This window comes from Sphingomonas sp. MS122 (assembly GCF_049532975.1).
Lineage (GTDB): Bacteria > Pseudomonadota > Alphaproteobacteria > Sphingomonadales > Sphingomonadaceae > Sphingomonas.
The window spans coordinates 2,882,522-2,904,655 of the sequence record NZ_CP186695.1 but is presented as its reverse complement, the minus strand read 5'-3'; the positions used below and the strand labels follow the sequence as shown (position 1 = coordinate 2,904,655).

Here is a 22,134-nt window from a genome sequence, read left to right as displayed (position 1 = left end):
GTGCGAGCAGACACAGCTTCCCCGTCGCCTCGGCACACGAGAACGCGTTCACGATTCAGCTATTCAAGTTCGATCTGGTGGAGCGAGCCGTGCGCCGCGCCTCGGCGCGCCACGGCCCCTGTGTGTCACCCGACGTCGGCGCCCCGCGCGATGGTCACCACCACGCAGCTATTGCCGTTGGAGACGAGCATCGCCTGGCCCTGGCCGCCGCCGAGATTGTAGAGCGGCACACCGGACAGCGATCCCACCGCGGTGCTGCCCGCCGGCAACTGGCCGACGACATCCTTGCACGCGCGCTGGAACGGGGCGACGCGCACCAGCTGCCCCTCGCACTTGGTGCCGACCGGTGCTGCGATGACGACTCCCGCGGCCTGGGCAGCATAGCCCGGCGTGTTGTAGGTCATGCCGACCACGCCCTGCACACCATGCGTATCCGCAGCTGCGCCGCCAGTCTGGGTCTGAACAGCATAAGCGGCGCCATTGGAAACGGTCTCGCCCAGCGCCGCAAAGAGGTTGGCACACCGGCGCACACCGAGTTTGCCCGCCTGATCCTGGAAGACGCTCGCGACGGGTGCCTTCATTGCTGCCTGTTTCGATTGGGCAGCCACCTGCCCGCTGCCAGCAAGAGCCGCGATCAACACAACCGATGTCACTCGCCAAAGACGAGGGCGGTTGGCCGGCTTTTGCTGCCCCCCCGAGTGCTTGGAGTACTTGATCATGCGCGCGACCCCTATTTAGTTGTTAATCATGATCGACAATAGAGATAACTCTGAATTAACCCGTAATATCAACAAGCTCCAATAGCGAATCTGCCGAAATATGAAGATACCGGGCGCTCCACATATTTCAACACGGAAACATCATTTACGCATTATAATATAAGATAAATCAACTTTAACCATCTAGAAAAACTCTTTAATAATCATATCTCAATTATTAATTTCATGTTATTTATACAGCCTTAAAGTTATAAGGAAGTTTCGCAAAGAACTTCTCAGCCGCCCATTCACTTCTATTGCGGTGCAGCATTTTATATTATAGTATTTATATGTGCTCAGTAGCTAATACTACACGCTGAATCTTTTGCGATATGTTGTCACATTCAATGGTTATCCCGGTGCTCGATAACCCGGACCTGTCAAAATGGCCTGTGAATGCGAGGTATCGATGCAATAATGCTGGCCGGCCATAAGGGCTCTCCAAGGCCCCTTTTTTGCGACTTCGCTGAAGGGAGAAATTCTACGACGTCCCATGCATCTGATATTCTCGTGCATCGCGAAGGAAGTTTGGGAGGCCAGGATAATGCGCACGGCCCGGACCATACCGCGCTGAATTTCGAGTATAACCGGGATGTCCCCCTCATTTCTTGAACTGCGACACCTGTGCGGTTGACCGAGCTGAATCCGCAACAGCGCGCACCGGATCACGACGGATTGCTCACGAGCCGCGAACTCGAGATGCTAAGGCGAACGGTCAGCGGTATTTTCTGTCGAGCAAGACGGTCTCTTCACCGATCTTCTCTCGCAACTGGGTCAGTTTGAGGCAGCGCGTAAATGAGGGCGTGGAAACCGACGCAAACAGGGCAGATGAACCGCCTCAATCTCTAACAGTTGCCGGCCCATTGGCCTGAACGAACGACGGCTTTCGAGAAAAGCAGCAAATCCGCCAAAACAGCTGCAATGCGGGCGCGTAGCCGCCCGTAGCGGTCGGCAGATCAATGTCTGAACGAACGTGGGCTTTTGGCATTGTCGGAAGACGGGTTGAACGACCTACATGCGGGCGCGAAGCTGTCATCTCCATGTGATCAGAATTGTGCTGTGGCAGCTTGGAATACTTGTGTTCTATGTTTGGCATTGTTGCGACGGATGCAGTTAAATACTTGTTTTTAATAAATGAGACTCCTGGCCCGGCAGGGGAAGTTACATCTTCAGCATTTCGATGAGATCGTCGACCAGTCCCTGCGGATCGGACCGACCCTTGCCTTCCGCCGACAAATGTCCGCCCAGCGCCATTTCCATCGCGCCGTGGATGAGCGACATGAGCAAGGCCGCCGTGCGCTCATTGTCGCCAGGCCTTATTTTTCCGGCGCTGCGAACGAGCGCGATCGCTTCGATGAACAGGCGCAAGGTTTCGCTGGCGGCATCCGCAAGGTCTTCGTCGTGACGCTCCCAGCGGCCGAAGATCAGCCGGAACCGGTTGGGATACTGCAGGCCCCAGCGGATGTGATCATATGCCAGTTCGCGCAAAGCGGTCAGCGGATCGCTCGAAGCGGCGATGGTCCCAGCCATTGCCGCGGTTCTTACCCGCAATTCGCGCGCCGCAACACCGGCGAGCAGCGCTTCCTTGTCCCGGAAGTGCTTGTAGGGCGCGTTGTGCGAGAGGCCGGCGATCTGCGCGACGCCGCGCAAGGTAACGCCCTCCGGTCCTGACTGGTCCAGAAGCTCGGCCGCAGCGGCCAGGATGGTATCGCGTGTCGTCTCCATGCTTGCCTGAGATGCATCCCGGCACCCAATGTCAACCACGCTGGACACGGCCGGGCCGGCGCGGCAGCTCGGCCATGCTGTCGGAACCCAGCACTGCACCGCCGAACGACGGTCACCAGCGAGCGCTCTCGCGCAAGCATTGAGAGTCAGACGGCGATGGCACCGCGCGTCGCTTCGTCCTCATTATCCCCTTCGCTGAGGCCGAGCCGGTCGCTGAGCCAGGCCAGAGGACGCGGAGCCCACCAGTTCGCCGTCCCGAGCAGCTGCATCGAGGCGGGGACGATAATCGACCGCACGAGCGTCGCATCGATCACCACCGAAAGCGTCATGCCGATGCCGAAGGTGATGAGGAAAAGCGACCCAGCGGTGAGCCCCATGGTCGCGAGCACGACAATCATCAGGACAGCGGCGCGCGTGATGATGGAGCCGGTCTGCTGCAGGCCGATAGCGATGGCCTGCCGGTTGTCGCCGGTCCTCAGATAGGCCTCGCGGATCCGGCTGACGAGGAACATCTCATAGTCGGTGACCAGTCCGAACGCGATCGTGACGATCAACCCCAACGTCCAGAGGTCGGTGGTACCGACCACCTGGAAATCGAGCAGGCCGGCCAGCCCGCCGAGCTGAAAGGCCCAGACGACGATGCCAAGCGAGGCCGCAAGCGAGAGAAGCGCGCACAGCACCGCCTTGACCGGGACCCAGACCGAACGGAACGCAAGGGCGAGCAGGATGAGCGTCACCGTGGCGATGAACCCAAGCGCAAGCGGCAATGCGGCAAGCGTGGCCGCGCTGTTGTCCAGACTGATCGCGGCACCGCCATGACCGCCGACGAGCACGCTGGTCCCCGCAGGGGCCTTCACCGAACGGACGTCCCGCACCAGTTGCAAGGGCCCTGGGTCGTCGGCCTCGCCGCGATAGTCGACCTTGATCCAGGTGAGCGCCGGATCGGCCAGGTGCACGCGCGCACCGGCCGCCCCTGGCAGACCGCGCAGGCGCGCGAGGTAGGAATCCAGGCCCTGCCGATCGAGCGTCCCCTGCACGGCGACATCGAGCACCATTCCGGCGGGACCGTGCTGGGGGAACACGCCGCCCGTATAGCCCGCGACGATCTGGCTATGGCTGTCGGTCGGCAGGTAACGATGGTTGGTCAGCCCCGGCCGCAGTTCCAGAAGCGGCGCCGCAGCGACCAGCAGTGCGAGGACGCCAAGCACCAGCGATATGGCGGGTCGCCGGCCGACGAGCCGGGCCAGCCGCGCCCAGCCGCCGTTCGCCGGATCGCCGCCGGAGTGGCCGAACCGCGGCAATGGAATCCGCCCGGCATTCACCCGGCGTCCGAGCACGGCGAGCAAGGCGGGAAGCACCACGACTGCCGCAACGATGTTGAGCAGGACCACGCTGATGCCACCGAAAGCGAAGGAATGGGAAATGGGCTGCGGAAACAGGAAGAGCGCGCTCAGTCCGCTGATGACGGTCAGGCCGGAAATGGCGACAGTACGCCCGGCGGTGGCCGTGGTCGCGACGACTGCCTCTGCAAGGTCGCCGGCGCGACGCTCGAGTTCCTCGCGGAACCTGCTGACGATGAACAGCCCATAGTCCACCGCGAGGCCCAGCCCGATCAGCACGACGATCTCCAGCGCGAAGATCGAGATTTCGGTAAAGCCGGTGAGCACGCGAAGCACGACGAGCGACCCGACGATCACGAACACGCCGAGCGTCACCGGGATCAGTGCTGCGACGAGGCCGCGGTAGAACAGGATCAGGAGCACCAGCAGGATCGGCAAAGAGATTGCCTGGGCGGTGGCGAGGTTCGCGGTCGCCTCCCGCTGCAGCTCGAATACGCTGGTCAGCCCGCCGCCCAGATAGGTCGCGATGCCATCGTCAGCCCGGATGAGATGCTGGATCTCACCATAGGCCCTCATTCGCGCGGTCTCGTCGGACCCATGCAGGGTGAGCACGGCATAGGTCGCATGCCGGTCCGGGCTGACCAGCTTGGCGCGTTGTTCGGGCGTAAGGCCGGGGGTCCAATAGCTGACGACCGACATGACCTGCGCGGCAGGGAGCGCGCCCAGCGCCCTCTGGACGGGACCCGCGAAAGTCGGATCGTCGACCGTGCGCGTGCCGGATTCGTCGTCAAAGACCGCGACGACATCAGGATCGCCGGGGCGATGGCCAAAATGCGAATCCAGCAGATCGTTCGCCCTGGTGACTTCGGCGGCCTGTGGGGCAAGCCCGCCCGTGGTCAGCCTGCCGAACACACCGCTTCCCCAAAGGATCGCGAATGCGAGGAACAAGCCGGAGGCGAGAAGGACAGACCATCGGAAGCGAAACGCGAATCGTGCAAGTGTTGAGAACATCGTACCGATCCCCGGCAGTTGAGTTGACAATGTCAACCTACGGACCGTCGGTGTACATTGTCAACCTTAGAGAAAGCGGCGCTGGAGCCTCGTTCGCGCAGAGGATCTGGCGGCATTCATCGCCCGACCGGCGCGGCGACACGTGTCAGACGGGAGAGGAACGTACGATTGCCGCCTCGAGATCGGCTAGGGCAAGGCGCTTTCCGCGGCCGCGTTCGGGACGGCATCCGCCACGAAGGAGAGCATCCGGCGGACCGGAGGGGAGAGGCGATCGCGCCGGTGGGTCATATAGAGCGGTAGCGTGGGTGCGTCCCCTTCGATCGGCACGAGAGTCATGCCGCCGCCCAGCGAGGCGAGCGAGGGCGGCACGAAGGCAATGCCGATCCCTGCGCTCACGAGCCCGATGATGCTTGGAAACGCCACGACTTCCTGCGCCACGCGCAGGTCGAAGCCTGCCCGCCGGCAATGCGCCGCGATATCGTCGAAGATCGCAGGCCCCGCCGCACGGCGGACCATGATCACCGGCTCCCCGCGAAGCGCGGCGAGTGCGAGGGAGGAACGGGTCGCGAGCCTGTGATCATCGGGCAGTGCGATCGCGAACCGCTCTCTTCCGATCTCGAGCGCCTCCAGCGCGGGATCGATTGGCGCGAGACTGGTGAAACCGATATCGATGTCGCCCGATCGCAGCAGGTCCTCCTGCTCGTCGCTCGCCCTCACCTGCACAGCGAGCGCGATATCGCGGTGATCGGCATGAAATCGCCGGATCCAGCCAGGGACAGAGCTGTGGAGCGCCGGCGTGCTGAGTGCCAGCGACAGCCTGCCAAGCTGGCCTGCCGCCGCACGGCGCGCCGCATCGACCGCCTGATCGGCCTGGGCGAGCGTGCTGCGGGCCTCTTCAAGAAAAGCCTGCCCGGCGGCGGTCAGCGCAACATGCGCACGGCTGCGCGATATCAGTTCGACCCCGACGACGTCCTCGAGGCGCTTGAGCTGCTGGCTCACGGCGGACTGGGTCGCGCGCAGCCGTGATGCCGCACGCCCGAAATGCTGCTCCTCGGCAAGCGCGACAAAGGTTCGCAAGTGGCGAAGCTCCATGGCGCCTTATTAGCAGAACTGATCAGAATCGCACCAAACTCATGAAAGCGTTGATCAGTCTGCCGGGCTAATGTTGTCGGCCACCTAGGGAGCAGCCCATGAACGTAAGGCAATTGCACTCATTCCGCGCAGCGATCGCGATCGGCGCGCTGGCTCTGGCACCCGGAAGCGCGGGCGCACAGTCGGCCGCCGCGCGCAGCTTCCCGCCTATGCCCGACGCCGAACGCCCCGTATGGAACGTGACCGCGAACGCGCAAACCCGCGCCGTCGCCACGCGCGCCTGGATATTGTTCCGCAAGGCCTGGGAGAAAGGCGACTGGCAGCCTTTTCTCGACATGACCACCGACGACTTCCAGTTCTATTTCCCGCAAGGCGCTTTCGCGGGGCTCCACGAAGGACCAGCCGGGAAGGCGCAGCTGCTCGCCTGGGCCGCCTATCATCGCAAGGCGGGCAACAGGCTGCGCAGTGCCGCAACCCACATCACCATCGCGGGCAACACCGCCGTGTTCGAGACGACCGCGGAGAGCTTGCCGCCGGGCGGGTACCGGAATTTCGAAGCGATCATCTTCGAGGTCCAGGGAGAGCGTGTGCGCGCGCTTCGCGAATATTGGAATGTGCTGCAGCCGGGCAGCGACCCAAGCGGCAATTGAGTTCTGGCGCGGCCGATTGGGAAAGCTGGGTCACCGCTCCAGCAACATCAGCTTGCCTTTTATGGATCGAGGCGAATTCTGGGCCGCTAACCGTCGGGCAGGTATTTGCGACCGGAGGTCTGGAACGACGCTCAGGCGGCGCTGCTCACTGCTCGCTGATCGCACTCACAAGGGTAGCTTTCGGAGTAGGCGGCGGCTCCGCCGAACGACCGCTATGAGGCACATTTCCGACCCGTCTAAGCCCAAAGCGGTCTCATGCAGGCCGCAAGGGCGTCATGTAATCGTCGCCGAGCACCGGAAACGAGGCGCCAAAGGTGACCCCGAGCGAGCTAACAAATCCCAGATTTCAGCCACCCAGCGCCCGGCGGCACGCAATCAGGCTGCGCGCGGCCTCAGCCTCGGCACCGGCGAGCGCCGAACGGGCGGCGAGCAGATCGCGGTCCGCCTGCAGGACTTCGATCAGGCTGACCTCGCCCGCCCGCCATGCCTGTTCGGCAAGCGCGCGGGCGCGCTGCTGCGCCGCCACTTGCCGACCAAGCACTTCGCCGCGTGCCCGGTGCTGGGTGAAAGCCGCGAAGCTGGTCTCGACATCCTCCGCGGCGCGCAGCACCGCCTGGCGATAGGCGGCCAGCGCTTCGCGCTCGCCCCCACGCGCGCCGGCGACCTCAGCGTCGATGCGTGGGAAATCGAACAGCCGCCAGCGCAGTCCCGCCGCACCCTGGATCACGTGCGCGCCGCCGGTGAGCAGGTTCGCGGCGGCATTGCTCTGGAAGCCGAACAGCGCGGACAGCGACAGGCGGGGGTAATATTCGGCCAGCGCCGCGCCGATCCGCGCGTGCGACGCCGCCAGCCGCCGCTCGGCCGCGACCAGGTCCGGACGGCGGCGGAGCAGGTCGGCAGGCGTTCCCGCGCCGTCGAGCGCGCCCCGCGGCAACGGCGCGTCTTTGTCGAGCCCAAGCCGATCGGCCTGCGGCTCGCGGCCGAGCAGCACGGCGAGCCGGTTGAGCTGTGCCTCGATCCGGGCCTCCAGCGGCGCGATCGTGGCGCGGGTGGCCTCGGCGGCGGCATTGGCCTGTTCGGATTCGCGCCGCGATGCCTCGCCGAGCGCCAGCCTTTGCGCTGCCAGCGCGGCAAGGCGGTCGGCGGCGGCGGTCTGCTCGCGGGCGATGCCGCGCTGCGCCTGGAGCGCGCGGAGCTGGACATAGGCGTCGGCCACTTCCCCCGCCACCGTGAGGCGCATCGCCGCACCGGTCGCCTCGGCCGCCTGGAATTCATAGGCTGCTGCCTCGCGCCCGCGCCGCAGGCCGCCGGCGAGGTCCAGCTCCCAGCTCGCGCCTGCGGAGAGATCGAACTGGCTCACGCCGCGATCGATTCCCGGAGCGAGGCCGACGAGCTGGCCGAGCCCGGTCTCGGTCGACTGGCGAACCCGCGCGGCATTCGCTTCCACGCCGCCGCCCGGCAGCAACGCCGCTCCCGCCCCGCGCAACGCGGCACGCGCCTGGTCGACGCGCGCCAGCGCCTGCTCGATGTCGAGATTCTGCGCGAGCGCGGTCTCGATAAGCCGGTCGAGCACCGGGTCGCCGAACGCCTTCCACCACACCCCCTCCGCGCCCGCCGGCACGGAGGGGGGGCCGCGCCATCCGGGAGCGACCGCGATCGAGGGGGCGCGATAGTCGGTGCCCGCCACGCAGGCGGCGAGCGGCAGGAACAGGACCAGGGCGAGCGCGCGTTTCATGCCGGCTTCTCCTCGTCACGGCCGGCGAGCAGCAGATACATGACCGGCGTGGCGATACGGGACAGGATGGTGGAAGAGACGAGGCCGCCGATGATCGCGATCGCCAGCGGCGAATAGAGCCCCGATCCCTCGATCGCGAGCGGCAGCAGCCCGCCGATCGCCGTTACCGAGGTGAGCAGCACCGGCAGGAAGCGGACTTCGCCCGCGCGCTCGATCGCCTCTCGCATACTGAGGCCCTCCGCGCGGAGCTGCTCGGTGAAGTCGACGAGCAGGATCGAATTCTTGATCTCGATCCCGATCAGCGCGACCAGGCCGATGGTGGCGGTGAAGGACAGCGAATAGCCGGTCAGCCACAGCGCGGCGACTGCTCCCAGCAGCCCGAGCGGGATGATGCCGGCGACCACCGCGACGGTGCGGAAGCGCCCGAACTCGAGCACCAGCACTGCGAGGATGCCGAGGATCGCGATCAGGATCGCTGCGCCCAGCCCCGCGAAGCTGCGCGACTGGGCCTCTGCCTCGCCGCCGACCGACAGACGGTAGCCGGGCGGAAGCGTGAGCGCCTGCCGGACTCGGGCTACGCCGTCTTCGGTGACGCGCGACGTGAGGAAGCCCGGACGGATATAGGCGGTGACGGTGACGGTGCGATCGCGATTGAACCGGTCGATGCGTGCGGGCCCGCCTTCGGGTGCCGGTGTGGCGATGGCGGAGAGCGGTACCGCGGCGCCGTCGCGCGCCGGTGCGTAGATGCGGTCGAGTACGGCCAGCTCGTGACGCGCCGCCATCGGCAGGCGCACCGTCACCGGATAATCGTCGCCATCGGCGTCGCGGAAGCGCGAGGCGGGCTCGCCGCTGAGCGCAAGCCGGGTCACGCGCCGGGCATCGCCCGCCGCCACGCCAAGTGCCGCCGCCTTGCGGTCGTCGATGCCGAGCGACAGATCGGTGCGGTCGAGCCGCAGCGGATTGCCGACGTCGCGTGCTCCGGGTGTCGTCGCCAGCGCGGTCTCGGCGGCGCGCGCGAGCGATTTGAGCGTGGCGAGATCGGGGCCGCTGATGCGGATCGCGATCGGCGCATCGACCTGCGCGCCCTGCTCGAAGACATGGACGCTGATCTTCGCGCCCGGATAAGCGGCGAACTCCCGGCGCAACCGCTCGATCTTCGCGTCGCTCTCGCCGGGGCGCCAGGCGGGAAGCGCGACCGCCACCTCGCCGAAATTGGACGCGGGCTCCTGTTGCGCGACATTGTAATAGAGCTGCGGATTGCCGCGCCCCGAATTGGCGGCATACCAGGCGATGCCCGGCTCGCGCGCCAGCCGGCGCTCGACATGACGGATCGCGCGATCGGTTGCGGCGAGCGCGGTGCCTTCCGGTGTTTCGACGCGCACCAAGAACTGCGGCGTCTCGGCGGCGGGGAACAGGCTGGACCCGATCGCGCCGAGCAGCGGCACCGTGAGCAGGCACAATGCCAGGATCGCCGCCAGCGCCCGCCACGGCCGCGCCAGGCCGTAATGGAGCGCGGGGCGATATAGGCGATGGATGCCCTGGTTGATCGCGCGGAGCAGGCGATTGCCCTCCGGATCCTCGTGGCGCGACAGCAGCCGGCTCGCGACGAAAGGGATGACCGTCATCGACACGACGAACGATGCCGCCACGGTGGCGAGCACGGTCACCGGCAGCGAGCGGATGAACGCGCCCGACCCTTCCGGCAGCATCATCAGCGGCAGGAAGGCGAGCATGAGGCAGCCGGTACAGCCGATCACCGCCAGCGCGATCTGGCCGGTGCCTTCCACCGCGGCGGTCATCCGATCCTCCCCTCCGCGCAGGCGCCGGGCGATATTCTCGGTCACCACGATCGAATCATCCACGAGCAGCCCGAGCGAGAGCACGAAGCCCGCGATCGAGAGCTGGTTCAGGCCGAAGCCCAGCGCATGGATCAGTGCCAGCCCCATCAGCAGCGAGAGCGGGATCGACACCATCACCACGCCTGCCGCCCGCCAGCCGAGCGGCAGCAGCGTGATCGCGACGATCAGCAGCGCCAGCACGAAATCGCGCGTCAGGCCGCCCAGGCGATGGCTGACATTGTCGGCCTGGAAGAAGGCGCGCTCGAGCTTCACACCGGCGGGCAGCGTCTTCTCGAAGGCGTCGAGCGTCGTGCGCAGGTCGCGGGTGATGGCGGTGACGTCCGCGCCCTCTTTCTGGTTGGCCGAGACGAGCACCGCGCGCTTGCCGCCGAAACGCGTGATATGCTCGGGCTCCGCCGTCTCCCAGGAGACCCTGGCGATGTCGCGCACGAGGACGACGCGGCCCTCCGTGCTCGCGACCGGCACGGCCTCGACCGCATCGATCGTGGTGAAGGCGCCGCCCTGACGCACCGTCAGCCGCCGATCGCCGGCATGGACCGTGCCGACCGGCGCCTCGACCCCGGCGCGGGCCAGCGCATCGGCCACCGCGCTTGCGGGCAGGCGAAGCTGCGCGAGCCGGCCGAGATCGAGCGCCACGCGCATCTCCGATTGCGGCGCCCCCCAATAACGGGCGTCGCGCACGCCGGGTACGCGCTGGATCGTCTCGCGCAGGCGGTCGGCGACCTTCTCCAGCCGACGCATCGGCAGGTGTTCGCTGACCAGCGCGACTTCCATGATCGAGACCTCGATCGTGCGCGCGCGCTGCACATCCATCCGCGAAACACCCGCGGGCAGGCGCGGGCGCAGCGCATTCACCTCGCGCACGACCTCGTCATATTTGCGCTCCGGATTGGTGCCCCAGGTGAACTGGACGCGCACTTGCGACGTGCCGTCGGCGCTGGTCGAACGCACCTCCTCGACATCGTCGAGCGCATCGAGTGCGTCCTCGATCGGCTTGGAGACGAGCTGCTCCATTTCCGCCGGCGTAGCACCGGGCATCACGGTGCGTACGGTCATGAAGGGCGAAGGGAATTGCGGGTCCTCGGTGCGCGGGATCGCCGAGAAGGCATTGAGTCCGAGCAAGGTGAACAGCGCGAACAGCACCAGCGTGAACTGCCAGCGCCGAACGAAGAAGGCGGCGGGGTTTAAACGCATCAGCGGGCGCTCCCGGTCACGCGCACGCGCTGGCCGTCGGCGACGAAGCCGGCACCGGAAGTAATGACCTGCGCACCGGGGGGAAGCCCGGCAACCAATGCCTCCTCGCCCGAAAAGCCGGCGAAGCGTACGGCGCGCCGGCGCGCGCGCTGCGCCTGGCGATCGAGCAGGAACAGCGCGGCTCGGCCGCCCCTTGCCTCCAGCACCGCCTCGGCGGGGATGGCGGCGAGCCCTTCGCCCGCGGGCGGAGCCGCATCGATCTCAACCGTACCGGTCATGCCGCTCACCAGCCCGCGCGTGTCGGTGAGGCGCACCTCGACTTCGCCCGTGCCGGTGCGCGGATCGACCTGCGCGCCGATGCGGCTCACCGTGCCGACGACGCTGCGGCCGTCGATCGCGAGCCGTGCCGGCGCGCCGGGCCGCACCCGCTCGAGCTGTCCTTCCGGCACGGGAACGCGCACCAGCAAGGGACTGGCGGTATCGGCGATGCGGAGAACGCCCTGCCCGGCTGCAAGCGTCTCGCCCGCCTGCGCGATCCGTTCGAGCACCACGCCCGAGGCCGGCGCGGAAAGCCGTGCCGAGTCCCGATCGAACGCCGCCCCCCGATATGCCGCCCGCGCCTGGTCGAGCGCGGTCTGCTCGTCCTCGTAGCGGGCTCGTGCCACGGCGCCGGTCTCGTTGAGCGCCGCATAACGGGCGAGCGCCCGCTCGGCACGCCGGACATCGCCTTCAGCCTGCGCCGCCCGCGCCGCGAGGTCGCGCGCGTCGAGCTGCGCGAGTATCTGGCCGTGCTGCACCCGGTCGCCAATGTCGGCGTCGAGCCGTGCGAGCGTGCCCGGCACGCGGAACGCCAGCGTCATCTCGCGCCGATGCACCACGCGCCCCACCGCCGATACGGCTCCAGCTGTGCCCCGAGCATGCGCCGCCACCACTTCGACCGGCAGCGGCTCGGCCTCCTTCACCTGAGGTGGCGCGGCACCGCAGCCGGCAAGCAGGCTCGTCGTCAGCACCAGCGCGATCACGCTCGTCCGGGGTTCGGTCATGGAATCTCTGAGTCCTTTGCGGAGGAATGCTTGTCGGAGCAGCGGCAGAGCGCGGTCCAGCCGATGCCGCAGGCCATCAGCGCGAGCCCGGCGAGGCCGAGCAGCAGCCGCTGCCACCAGCGCATCGGTCGGCTCCGTTCCTAGAAACGATAGGAGAGCGCGACTCCTCCGACGCCCTGATGGCGCGAGCCTTCGCGGCGTACGATCGGGCTGTCGGCCGCGTCGCCGAGCAGATAGGTCCAGCCAAGCCGGCCGATCAGCCCCCAGCGGCGATCGAGCTGATATCCGATTGTCGCCCCGGCGCCGGCGTCGCGCAGCGAGGCGCCCGGCCGATAGGCGTCGAGCCCGGCACGCGTGGCCTCGATCGGCGTGATTCCGAAATAGGTGCGGGTATAGGCGCCGTCGCCCCAGCTCGCCTGCGCTTCGAGGGAAAGCGAGAAACGCTGCGTGCGGAGCGCGGCATAGGCTGCGCTGGCAGAGACCAGCACGCCGTCATGCGTGCCCGACACGTCAGCGAGAGCCGAAAGGTCGAGCTGCACCTGACCCTGGCCGCGCGCGTCGCCGCCGAGGCGCAGCCCGGCGAAGCCGCCGAGCTCGAACGCGGTGTCGACGGTGTCGAGCAGCGCCACTCGCCCGCCCACATCCTCGTCGCGGCCGAGCCGCACATTGACCAGCGGCCCCAGCGCGAGGGTTCCGCCCGGCACCAGGTCGACGCGGATCCGCGACCCCTGAACGTCGATCGCGATATCGCGAGTGCGCACTGTTCCGATCACGAACGGCAGCACGCGATACTGATCCGCGCCCTCGAAGCGCGACGCCACTGCCGGTCCGGCCGCGACGAAACCTGACCAGCCGCCCTCGCGTTCGCGATCGGTCGGCGCCTCCGCTTCCGCCGCCACCTGGGCGAGCGCCGGTGCGGGCATAACGGGCAGGGCAACGAGCAGGGGAAGCAACACAGGACGCGACATTGAACGGCTCCCGATCGTGGAAAGGGTGCCCGCCCGCTAGCCGCGCTGCTCGCGCCGCCGCGATGCCAACTACGCGGTTGCGTCAAATCCTTCGTGAATTTACAGCGTAAACGCCTCCGGAGGAGACTTGCCGATGCGTGATTTCGCGATTTCGCCACTTCCCCGCTGGGCGGAGCGGCTCTGGGCGGAAGTGGGACTCGCGGTGGCGCTGGGGCTGGCGCTCGCGGTGCTCGGTCCGTTCCGCACCTCCGAGAGCGATCCGCTCCAGCGTATCGGCTTTTGGATCGGCCTCTCCGCCTTGTGGTTCGTGATCGTGATGGCGATCGACTCGCTGGTCGACCGCGCACCGTTCGCCCGGGAGATTGGCGGCTTCCAGCGGCTGGCGCTCAAGGTCGCGGTCGCTGCGGTGCCGATGCTCGTCTTCGTCATGCTGGGGGTGCAGGCGCTGTTTCACTTCACGCCCGACTGGCACAAGCTGTTGCATCTCTATCCACGAACGGTCCTGGTCGGCGCCGGACTGACCCTGGTATCGAGCGCGCTGTTCAGCGGCCCCCTGCGAACGCTCGATCGGCGCGCGGTGCCGGAGACACCCCCCGAGCCTCCCCCGCCCCTGCCTCAGCTCGAGGCGCATCCGTTGCAGGCACGGCTTCCGGCGCATCTTCGCGGAGCGATCCTGTGCCTGCAGACCGAGGACCATTATGTCCGCATCCACACGCCCCGGGGCTCCGCACTGATTCTGATGCGGATGGGCGACGCGGTGGCGGCGATGGGAGGAACGGGGATGCGCGTCCATCGCTCGTGGTGGATCGCGCACGATGCGGTGAAGTCCTGCACCCGCAATGGCCGGACATTGCGGATCGAGCTTGCAAACGGTCTCGTCGTGCCCGTGTCCCAGCCCTATGCGCGTACCGCGCGCGAGGCGCTTGGCCTGGCATGATCGCGCCCGGTGCCTGTGATCCCGAGCTACACGGACGGTGGGTGGCGGCCGCGGGACATGAGGAGGCGCGCCGGGTGCTGCGCGAGGCGGCGCTGCGCGAGGTGCGGACGAGCGGCGCGCGCAACGTTTCGATGCGCGGGCTCGCCGCAGCGCTCGGCATCAGCGCGATGACCGCCTATCGCTATTATGCCGACAAGGAGAAACTCTTCCGCGACCTCAAATCGGAGATCTCCGAGCGCTTCACGATTGCTTTGCGCGCAGGCGCCCAAGCCACCGGAAACCCGTTGGACAGACTGCGCGCGGTGGCCGTGGCCTATCTGGAGTTTGCGATCGCGGAGGAGAATGAATACCGGCTCATGTTCGACGAATGGCTGGGCGAGGTCGAACCGTGGCCCAAGGTCCCCGGAGAGGGCGTCCAGAGCTGGCATCTGCTGATCGGACTGATCCGCTCGGCCATGCCCGGGGCAGACGACAACCGGTTGGTCGAGGTGGGGCAGTTCCTGTGGGCGGGCGTCCATGGCCTGGCGATGCTGCACCTTGCCGGGCGTATCCACTTGACGCCGCCAATCGCTGCGACGGTCGAGCCACATCTGGACATGCTCTTGTCAGCGATAAGGGATGCATCGCGCATAGGCCCGCGGTAGGTGGAGCCGGCAATGAATGGCCGCTTCCAGGTTGCGCTCGGGATTAGACGGCTGGAATGATGGCGCATTCCTGCCTGACAGCTCACTGCGGAAACGGCCTGGCCGGTAGCTGCCGGACAGCTCTCAGAACGCTTCACGGGAAAGCTAACAGCTGTTCTCGACAGCACTTTTGGCGGGCTGTTCGCCCGTTCCTAACCCTTCATTCCGGCGCGAAGGCGCGCAGAAAGACCTCGGCAACCTGCGCGGCTTCGCTGTCGCGTTCGGCGGCGGGCCATTCCTGCCCCCACATCACGCGCTGTTGCACGCCCAGGCAGAGCGAGGTGAGGACGCGCGCGGCGAACAGCGGATCCTCCCGGCGCAGGGTTCCCGCGTCCATCGCACGCTCGAAAAAGTCAGCGAGCAGTTGCTGGGTCGGCTGGGGTGCACGGCGATAGAAGATGTCGCCGACCTCAGGAAAGCGGCCGACTTCGGAAGCGATCAGCCGGTGCAGCCGAACCCCGTCAGGCGAGGAGATCTTGGCGATGAAGCTGCGGCAGAACTGCAGCACGGCGGCGCGCAGGTCCTCGCCAGGCTTGAGCACATCGGCGAGCCGACTGCGATATTCTCTGGTCGCGTGATCGAGCACCGCAGCGAACAGCTCTTCCTTCGAAGGAAAGTAGCTCCACAAGGTTCCCTTGGAGCCGCCCAATTCGGCTGAGATCGCCGACATCGATGCGCCCGAATAGCCATGGTCGAGAAACTCGCGCTTGGCGATCTCCAGGATCGCCTCGCGGCGCTCTTCCTTGCGTGCCTCTCGCTTGCCGGGCGCCTTCTCCATGATTTTTTTCATAATCGTACTATAGGGTACGATTTCAGGTTGACAAGACGACGGGTTCAGCCCAATTCACAAACCGTACCAGACAGTACGGTATATATATCATGACTCAAATCTCCTTTCGTCCGTTGCTCGCCACCGCGATTGCCGGAACCGCGCTTCTCTCCGCCTGCGCGCCGGTCCCGCAGCTCGGCGCCCGTCCCGAAATCCGCGCGGCGGCGAGCTATGGTGCGGAACAATCGCTGGGCAGCAAGAGCGAGTCCGCAAACTGGCCGGTGAGCGACTGGTGGAGCGCCTATGGTGACCATCAGCTGAGTGATCTGATCGCCGAGGGGCTGGCCGGCTCGCCCGATCTCGCCGCCGCCGCCGCGCGGCTGCGCTCGGCCCAGGCCTATGCCCAGCAGGCGGGCGCAGCCTTGCTCCCGTCGGTGGGGGTCCAGGCGGGCGCGACCGAGGGCAAGCAGAGCTACAATAACGGCATTCCCCCCGCCTTCGTCCCCAAGGGTTGGAACGACAGCGGGCAGGTTGCCGCGAGCCTCAGCTTCGACCTTGATCTATGGGGCAAGAACCGTGCCTCGCTCGCCGCCGCCACTTCGGATGCCGAGGCCGCACGGATCGAGCTCGAACAGTCGCGGCTCGTCCTCTCGACCAACATCGCCAGCGCCTATGCCGATCTCGCCCGCCTCGCTTCGCAGCGCGGCGTTCAGGCCAAGGCGTTGGAGCTGCGCACCCAGACCCGGAAGCTTGTCGGCGACCGCGTGGCCAACGGGCTCGATACCCGCGCAGAGCTGAAGCAAGCTGACGCCGCCGTCCCCGCCGCGCGTGCCGACCTCGCCGCGACTGACGAGGCGATCGGGCTGACTCGCAACCGTATCGCCGCCTTGCTCGGCAAGGGCCCGGATCGTGGCCTGACCATCGCCCTCCCCGCCGGCCCCGCCGAGACGCACGGCCTTCCCGCCGGCGTCACCACCGACCTGATCGGCCGCCGCCCCGATATCGCCGCCGCGCGCGCCCAGGTCGAGGCTGCGGCGAGCCGGATCAAGGTGGCACGCGCCGACTTCTACCCCTCGATCAACGTCAGCGCACTGATCGGCTTCCAGGCCTTTGGGCTCGACAACCTCTTCAAGAGCGGATCGACCTATGGCTCGATCGGCCCGGCGGTGAGCCTGCCGATCTTCCGCGGCGGCGCGCTCGCCGGGCAGTACAAGGGCGCACGCGCCGGTTATGACGAAGCGGTCGCCACGTATGACTCGACCGTCACCACCGCCTTCCGCGAAGTCGCCGATGCGGTGACCAGCAAGAACGCGCTGGTGACCCGGCTGTCCGAGAGCCGCCAGGCGCTCGCCGATTCCGAAGCCGCCTATGCGATCGCCCGCCAGCGCTATGAGGGTGGTCTGTCGACCTTCCTCGACGTGCTGACCGCCGAGCAGGGCGTGCTGCAGAACCGCCAGATCGTCGCAGACCTGGAAGCGCGGGCGTTCACGCTCGACGTCCAGCTGGTCCGCGCACTCGGCGGCGGTTTTTCCACCAACCCCGCGGCAGCGAATGCCGCCCGCAAGGAACCGACCCATGGCTGACGCCGAACCCAATATCCATGTCGCGAACGCCGAAGCCGCACCCGCCAAGCCCGGTCTGCGCAAGCGCCTGCTCACCGGCATCGCCGGCGCGGTGCTGCTCGCCGGCGCCGGCTATGGCGGCTGGTATGCGCTGGTCGGCAGCCACTATATCAGCACCGACAACGCCTATGTCGGCGCCGACACCGCCAGCGTGACGCCGATGGTCGCAGCGCAGGTGGCGAGCGTCGCGGTATCGGATACCCAGGCGGTGAAGAAGGGCGACGTGCTCGTCCGGCTCGACGACAGCGACGCGAAGATCGCGCTCGCGCAGGCCGAGGCGGACCTCGCCCGGGCCCGCCGCCAGTACGGCCAGACCTCGGCCACCAGCGCCGCGCTCGCCGCGCAGGTTGCGGCTCGCAGCGCCGATATTTCCCGAGCCCGTGCCCAGCTCATCGCCGCCCAGGCGGACTATGAGAAGGCACGGGTGGACCTCGCCCGGCGCCAGCGCCTCGCCCCCAACGGTGCGGTGTCGGGCGAGGAGCTCACGTCGGCCACCAACGCCTTCTCCTCGGCCAGGGCCAATCTGGAGCTGGCGCGCGCCGGTGTCGCCCAGGCCAACTCGACCCGCGGTGCGGCCAGCGGCGAACTCGCGGCGAACAATGCGCTGATCAGCGGCACCACCGCCAACTCGGCGCCCGAAGTGCTCGCCGCCCAGGCCAGGGTCGCCCAGGCCCGGCTCGATCTCGACCGTACCGTGATCCGCGCGCCGATCGACGGCGTGGTCACGCGCCGCGCCGTCCAGGTCGGCCAGCGCGTTGCGCCGGGGGCGCAGCTGATGCTGATCGTCCCCGTCGGCCAGCTCTATGTCGACGCCAACTTCAAGGAAGGCCAGCTAACCCGCGTGAAGGTGGGCCAGCCCGTGACGCTCAAGTCGGATCTCTACGGCGGCAGCGTCGAATATCACGGCAAGGTCGTCGGCCTGTCGGGCGGCACAGGCTCGTCCTTCGCGCTGATCCCGGCGCAAAACGCCACGGGCAACTGGATCAAGGTGGTCCAGCGCCTGCCGGTGCGCGTCGCGCTCGATCCGAAGGAACTTGCCGCCCACCCGCTGCGCGTGGGTCTTTCCATGGACGCCGAGATCGACGTCTCGAAGAACTGAGGATCGAGTCGATGAACGGCAAGGCCGAGGAAATGGCCCCGCTGAAGGGCCTCCCGCTGATCCTCGCGGGTGCAGTGCTCGCGCTCACCAACTTCATGGTGGTGCTCGACACCACGATCGCCAACGTCTCGGTCCCGCATATTGCCGGCAGCCTCGGCATCTCGGGCAGCCAGGGCACGTGGATCATCACCTCCTATGCCGTGGCGGAGGCGGTGTGCGTGCCGCTGACGGGCTGGCTCGCCGGCCGTTTCGGCACGGTGCGCACCTTCACCTTCGGGATGATCGGCTTCGGCGTCTTTTCGATGCTGTGCGGCCTGTCGACCTCGCTCGGCATGCTGGTCGCCTGCCGGATCGGGCAGGGCCTGTGCGGTGGCCCGCTGATGCCGCTTTCGCAGACGCTGCTGATGCGCATCTTCCCGCCGCAACAGCGCGCCCAGGCGATGGGTGTCTGGGCGATGACCACCGTCGTCGCGCCGATCCTCGGCCCGATCCTGGGCGGGACGATCTCGGACAGCTGGTCGTGGCACTGGATCTTCTTCATCAACATTCCGGTTGCGGCGATCTGCGCGTTCGGCGCGATGCGGCTGCTCTCCAAGGCCGAGACCTCGACTGAAAAGCTGCGCGTCGACCGGATCGGGCTGATGCTGATGCTGTTGTGGATCGCCGCGCTTCAGATCATGCTCGATCTTGGCCGCGAGCATGATTGGTTCAACGACGGCACGATCGTGATGCTCGGCGTGATCGCGCTGATCGGCTTCCTTATCTTCCTTGCCTGGGAGGTGACCGAGGACCAGCCGATCGTCGATCTCAGGGTATTTCGCCACCGGGGATTCACCGTGTCGGTGCTGTCCCTGTCCCTGGCCTTCGGCACCTTCTTCGCATCCGCGGTGATCATCCCGCAATGGCTGCAGACCAGCATGGGCTACACCGCGACCTATGCGGGCTATGCCACGGCCTTCACCGGCGTGGCGGCGGTGATCATGTCGCCGATCGTGGCCAGGATGAGCACCAGGACCGATCCGCGCGCGCTGGTCTGCTTCGGCATCCTCTGGCTCGGCTTCGCGTCGCTCTTGCGGGTCCATTGGAACAGCCAGGCCGACTTCTGGAGCCTCGCCTTGCCGCAGATGCTCCAGGGCTTCGGCATGCCCTTCTTCTTCATCCCGCTGACCACGCTCGCACTGGGCTCGGTCGAACCGCGGGAGACCGCGTCGGCGGCGGGTGTGATGAGCTTCCTGCGGACGATGGCGGGCGCGATCGGGACGTCGATCTCGACCACGGTCTGGGATGACAGTGCACGTGTCGCGCGCAGTGAACTCGTTTCTAAGCTCAATACGGACGGCACGGTCAACGCGATGGCGGCGCAGGGTTTCTCACTCGACCAGGCACGCGGCGTGATTGCGCAACTGGTCGACAAGGAGGCCTTCGCGCTGGCGACGAGCCATATCTTCCTGCTTTCGGCTTTCGTCTTTGTCGGCGCGGCGATGATCATCTGGCTAACGCCCAGGCCCCGCCGCACGGTTGCCGCCGGAGCGGCACACTAGGGGCTCGATATTTGGGATTATCAATCGGCGGGCGATATCCAAATAGTGCAGGGCCGAGGCATCCTCTCCTGTCTGAAAGACAGCTTTCAGAATCGTCAGCTCGAAGATTGAATAGCCGAGATGCGGGCGCGTAGCGGCCAGTCGGTGATATTGTACTCTGTTGGCAGCTGGCGGGCGCTGTCCGGCGCTTGACTGACCCTGGCTCACGAGCAATGATCAGGCATGGCACGGCGGAACGTCCTCCTGAGTAATGGGTGGGCGGTCGAAGCTTCGGCAGGAGCTCGCCGTTTCTGAATCGGTGCCGAGTGCTGCAATCGAAAATTCATCTGTAAAGCGCGTCGGAATCAAAGAACCCGACACTTGCGCAACGACAGCTTCCAAGGCCGTCGAACGTGAGCCGACAGTCGGCGAACCACCCGATATCGCCGTGCGGTCGATGTCTGAACAAATGGCGGCTTTAGGTCGCCAGCGCTCCAGCTGAATGATTACATTCAGGGTGAAGCAAACGCGACCAGACGTGGCCGTAGAACCCGGTGACGCCTGAATCACCGGATTCCGCCCGCATATTCTCGCGAGATGTCATGCCGTCCGAGTCCGACCATGCGACTTCTGAGCGTTCGGCGATATGTTTCAATGTTGAGGGTGCCCGCGGAGCCCGTACCCCGAGGAGCGCCTATGGTCCAACGTGTACGGTGCGACTGGCGACGGGCGGCGCGCATAGCCCTTGGTAGCATGCCGCGGACCTGCACATCCCTCGTAAATGACGCGCTTTCAGGGTTGCGGATGCACGATCCGCATCGAGCCGGGCCGGAGAGGCCCGCCCGAACGCGCGTCCACGATCAGCGGCTCGATCGGAGTGCCACTTTCATCGACAATATAGCTGGTGCCGCCCTCGCCATGATATTTGCGGCCCCAGGCACCGATCGCCATCAGGATCGGCACCACGTCGACGCCCTTTTCGGTCAGCACATATTCGAAGCGCGTCGGGCGCGTGCTGTAGACGCGTTTCTCCAGCAGCCCATCCTCGACCAACGTCGCCAGCCTTCGCGTGAGGATATTGGGCGCAATGCCGAGATTGGCCCGCGCCTGCTCGAAACGAAGCGGGTTCTGACTCGCGTCGCGCAGAATCAGCATGCTCCACGGATCGCCGATCCGGACGAGGGCACGGCCAACCGGGCACGGTCCTGAACGATATTTCTCAATGTCCATTGCAAAAGAATAGTGACTCCCTATCATTTTGCAAGTGACTCGGCGAATGGCTTGCCGGTCAGGAGAAATGCAATGCCCCAACTATCTGGAACAGCCCTTATCACCGGCGCATCGAGCGGCATCGGTGCGGTCTATGCCGATCGGCTGGCGAGGCGCGGCTACGACCTCGTCCTCGCTGCCCGCGACGTGGCGCGTATGGAGACGCTGGCCGAGCGCCTGCGCGGCGAGACCGGCGTAAAGATCGAGATCATCGCGGCCGACCTTACCCGCGACGCCGATGTGGCGACGCTCGAGGCCCGGCTCGAGTCAGGCGATATCACGCTCCTCATCAACAATGCCGGCAAGTCGCTGAACGGCAGCGTGCTCGAAAACGGCCCGGAGGAGATCAATGCGATCACCGCACTGAACGTCACAGCGCCAACTCGTCTCGCGGCTGCCGCCGCCAAGGTGTTCGTCGCCAAGGGTGAGGGCGCGATCGTCAACATCGCCTCGGTGCTGGCGCTGGCGCCCGAGATGTTCGACGGCATCTATAGCGGCACCAAGGCCTTCCTGCTCAACCTCAGCCAGGCGATGTCGGCGCAGCTTGCCGCCAAGGGGGTCTACATCCAGGTCGTGCTACCCGGCGCTACCCGAACCGAGATCTGGGCAAGGTCGGGCAAGGATGTCGACGCATTCCCCCCGGACTTCGTGATGGAGGTCGAGGATCTGGTCGATGCTGCGCTGCTCGGCTTCGACCGGCGCGAGCCAGTGACCATTCCGCCGCTCCCGGACGAAGGACAATGGACGGCGCTTCAGGAGGCGCGGCTCGCGCTCGGTCCCAACCTTTCGAAGCGCGCCGTGGCGCAGCGCTACGCGTCCACCGTCACCGAGGCTGCGTAGATTTCTCTTCGCCGGAGCTG

The 22,134-nt window shown here is 66.6% G+C and carries 18 protein-coding genes; 7 read left to right on the top strand and 11 right to left on the bottom strand.

The window, feature by feature from the left end; translation table 11 throughout:
• Positions 1-125 precede the first annotated feature (125 nt).
• The 4 genes from ACO227_RS14025 to ACO227_RS14010 form a co-directional block, all read right to left on the bottom strand.
• A complete protein-coding gene (locus ACO227_RS14025) occupies positions 126-581 on the bottom strand; it encodes a hypothetical protein (protein ID WP_423602476.1) in 456 nt (151 codons plus the stop codon).
• A gap of 1,338 nt (positions 582-1,919) precedes the next feature.
• Complete coding sequence (locus tag ACO227_RS14020; RefSeq protein ID WP_423602474.1) at positions 1,920-2,483, bottom strand: TetR/AcrR family transcriptional regulator; 564 nt, start codon at positions 2,481-2,483, stop codon at positions 1,920-1,922.
• 146 nt (positions 2,484-2,629) lie between these two features.
• Entirely contained in the window at positions 2,630-4,771 is a 2,142-nt protein-coding gene (locus ACO227_RS14015; protein ID WP_423602472.1) for an MMPL family transporter, read from the bottom strand.
• 249 nt (positions 4,772-5,020) lie between these two features.
• The gene (locus ACO227_RS14010; RefSeq protein ID WP_423602471.1) at positions 5,021-5,926 is read right to left on the bottom strand and encodes a LysR family transcriptional regulator; all 906 of its coding nucleotides are present in this window, start codon (positions 5,924-5,926) and stop codon (positions 5,021-5,023) included.
• A gap of 98 nt (positions 5,927-6,024) precedes the next feature.
• Here ACO227_RS14010 and ACO227_RS14005 point away from each other — a divergent pair, with 98 nt between their 5' ends.
• Complete coding sequence (locus ACO227_RS14005; RefSeq protein ID WP_423602470.1) at positions 6,025-6,576, top strand: nuclear transport factor 2 family protein; 552 nt, start codon at positions 6,025-6,027, stop codon at positions 6,574-6,576.
• 346 nt (positions 6,577-6,922) lie between these two features.
• Here the strand turns inward: ACO227_RS14005 and ACO227_RS14000 are convergent, their stop codons facing one another.
• Genes ACO227_RS14000 through ACO227_RS13980 form a run of 5 tightly spaced genes read right to left on the bottom strand, consistent with a single transcriptional unit; the run spans position 6,923 to position 13,330 of the window.
• Positions 6,923-8,311 carry an efflux transporter outer membrane subunit gene (locus tag ACO227_RS14000; RefSeq protein ID WP_423602469.1) on the bottom strand — a complete coding sequence of 463 codons (1,389 nt, stop codon included), beginning with the start codon at positions 8,309-8,311 and terminating at the stop codon, positions 6,923-6,925.
• Positions 8,308-11,364: an efflux RND transporter permease subunit gene (locus ACO227_RS13995; RefSeq protein ID WP_423602468.1), complete on the bottom strand. Its 3,057-nt coding sequence runs from the start codon at positions 11,362-11,364 to the stop codon at positions 8,308-8,310. The genes ACO227_RS14000 and ACO227_RS13995 overlap by 4 nt, the downstream gene beginning before the upstream one ends.
• A complete protein-coding gene (locus ACO227_RS13990; RefSeq protein ID WP_423602466.1) occupies positions 11,364-12,407 on the bottom strand; it encodes an efflux RND transporter periplasmic adaptor subunit in 1,044 nt (347 codons plus the stop codon). Before ACO227_RS13990 ends, ACO227_RS13995 begins: the two co-directional genes overlap by 1 nt.
• A complete protein-coding gene (locus ACO227_RS13985) occupies positions 12,404-12,532 on the bottom strand; it encodes a hypothetical protein (RefSeq protein ID WP_423602465.1) in 129 nt (42 codons plus the stop codon). The genes ACO227_RS13990 and ACO227_RS13985 overlap by 4 nt, the downstream gene beginning before the upstream one ends.
• 15 nt (positions 12,533-12,547) lie before the next feature.
• A complete protein-coding gene (locus ACO227_RS13980) occupies positions 12,548-13,330 on the bottom strand; it encodes a MipA/OmpV family protein (protein WP_423602463.1) in 783 nt (260 codons plus the stop codon).
• Positions 13,331-13,508: 178 nt separating this feature from the next.
• On the opposite strand from ACO227_RS13980, the gene ACO227_RS13975 reads away from it, so the two are divergent.
• Both ACO227_RS13975 and ACO227_RS13970 read left to right on the top strand, forming a co-directional pair.
• Positions 13,509-14,312: a LytTR family DNA-binding domain-containing protein gene (locus ACO227_RS13975; RefSeq protein WP_423602462.1), complete on the top strand. Its 804-nt coding sequence runs from the start codon at positions 13,509-13,511 to the stop codon at positions 14,310-14,312.
• 74 nt (positions 14,313-14,386) lie between these two features.
• Entirely contained in the window at positions 14,387-14,956 is a 570-nt protein-coding gene (locus ACO227_RS13970; protein WP_423602460.1) for a TetR/AcrR family transcriptional regulator, read from the top strand.
• A gap of 199 nt (positions 14,957-15,155) precedes the next feature.
• On the opposite strand, the gene ACO227_RS13965 is transcribed toward ACO227_RS13970, so the two are convergent.
• Positions 15,156-15,785, bottom strand: coding sequence for a TetR/AcrR family transcriptional regulator (locus ACO227_RS13965; RefSeq protein ID WP_423602459.1), 630 nt, complete (start codon positions 15,783-15,785; stop codon positions 15,156-15,158).
• 89 nt (positions 15,786-15,874) lie between these two features.
• On the opposite strand from ACO227_RS13965, the gene ACO227_RS13960 reads away from it, so the two are divergent.
• From ACO227_RS13960 to ACO227_RS13950, 3 genes are read left to right on the top strand one after another with little or no spacing between them, the layout of a single operon-like run.
• Entirely contained in the window at positions 15,875-17,347 is a 1,473-nt protein-coding gene (locus ACO227_RS13960; protein ID WP_423602458.1) for an efflux transporter outer membrane subunit, read from the top strand.
• Entirely contained in the window at positions 17,340-18,485 is a 1,146-nt protein-coding gene (locus ACO227_RS13955; RefSeq protein WP_423602457.1) for an HlyD family efflux transporter periplasmic adaptor subunit, read from the top strand. The genes ACO227_RS13960 and ACO227_RS13955 overlap by 8 nt, the downstream gene beginning before the upstream one ends.
• An 11-nt stretch (positions 18,486-18,496) precedes the next feature.
• Positions 18,497-20,026, top strand: a complete 1,530-nt coding sequence (locus tag ACO227_RS13950; RefSeq protein WP_423602455.1) for a DHA2 family efflux MFS transporter permease subunit — start codon at positions 18,497-18,499, stop codon at positions 20,024-20,026.
• A 771-nt stretch (positions 20,027-20,797) separates the two neighbouring features.
• Here the strand turns inward: ACO227_RS13950 and ACO227_RS13945 are convergent.
• Entirely contained in the window at positions 20,798-21,160 is a 363-nt protein-coding gene (locus ACO227_RS13945) for a winged helix-turn-helix transcriptional regulator (RefSeq protein ID WP_423602454.1), read from the bottom strand.
• 147 nt (positions 21,161-21,307) lie between these two features.
• Between ACO227_RS13945 and ACO227_RS13940 the strand changes: the two genes are divergently transcribed.
• Positions 21,308-22,114, top strand: coding sequence for an SDR family NAD(P)-dependent oxidoreductase (locus ACO227_RS13940; protein ID WP_423602453.1), 807 nt, complete (start codon positions 21,308-21,310; stop codon positions 22,112-22,114).
• The last annotated feature ends 20 nt before the right edge of the window (positions 22,115-22,134 follow it).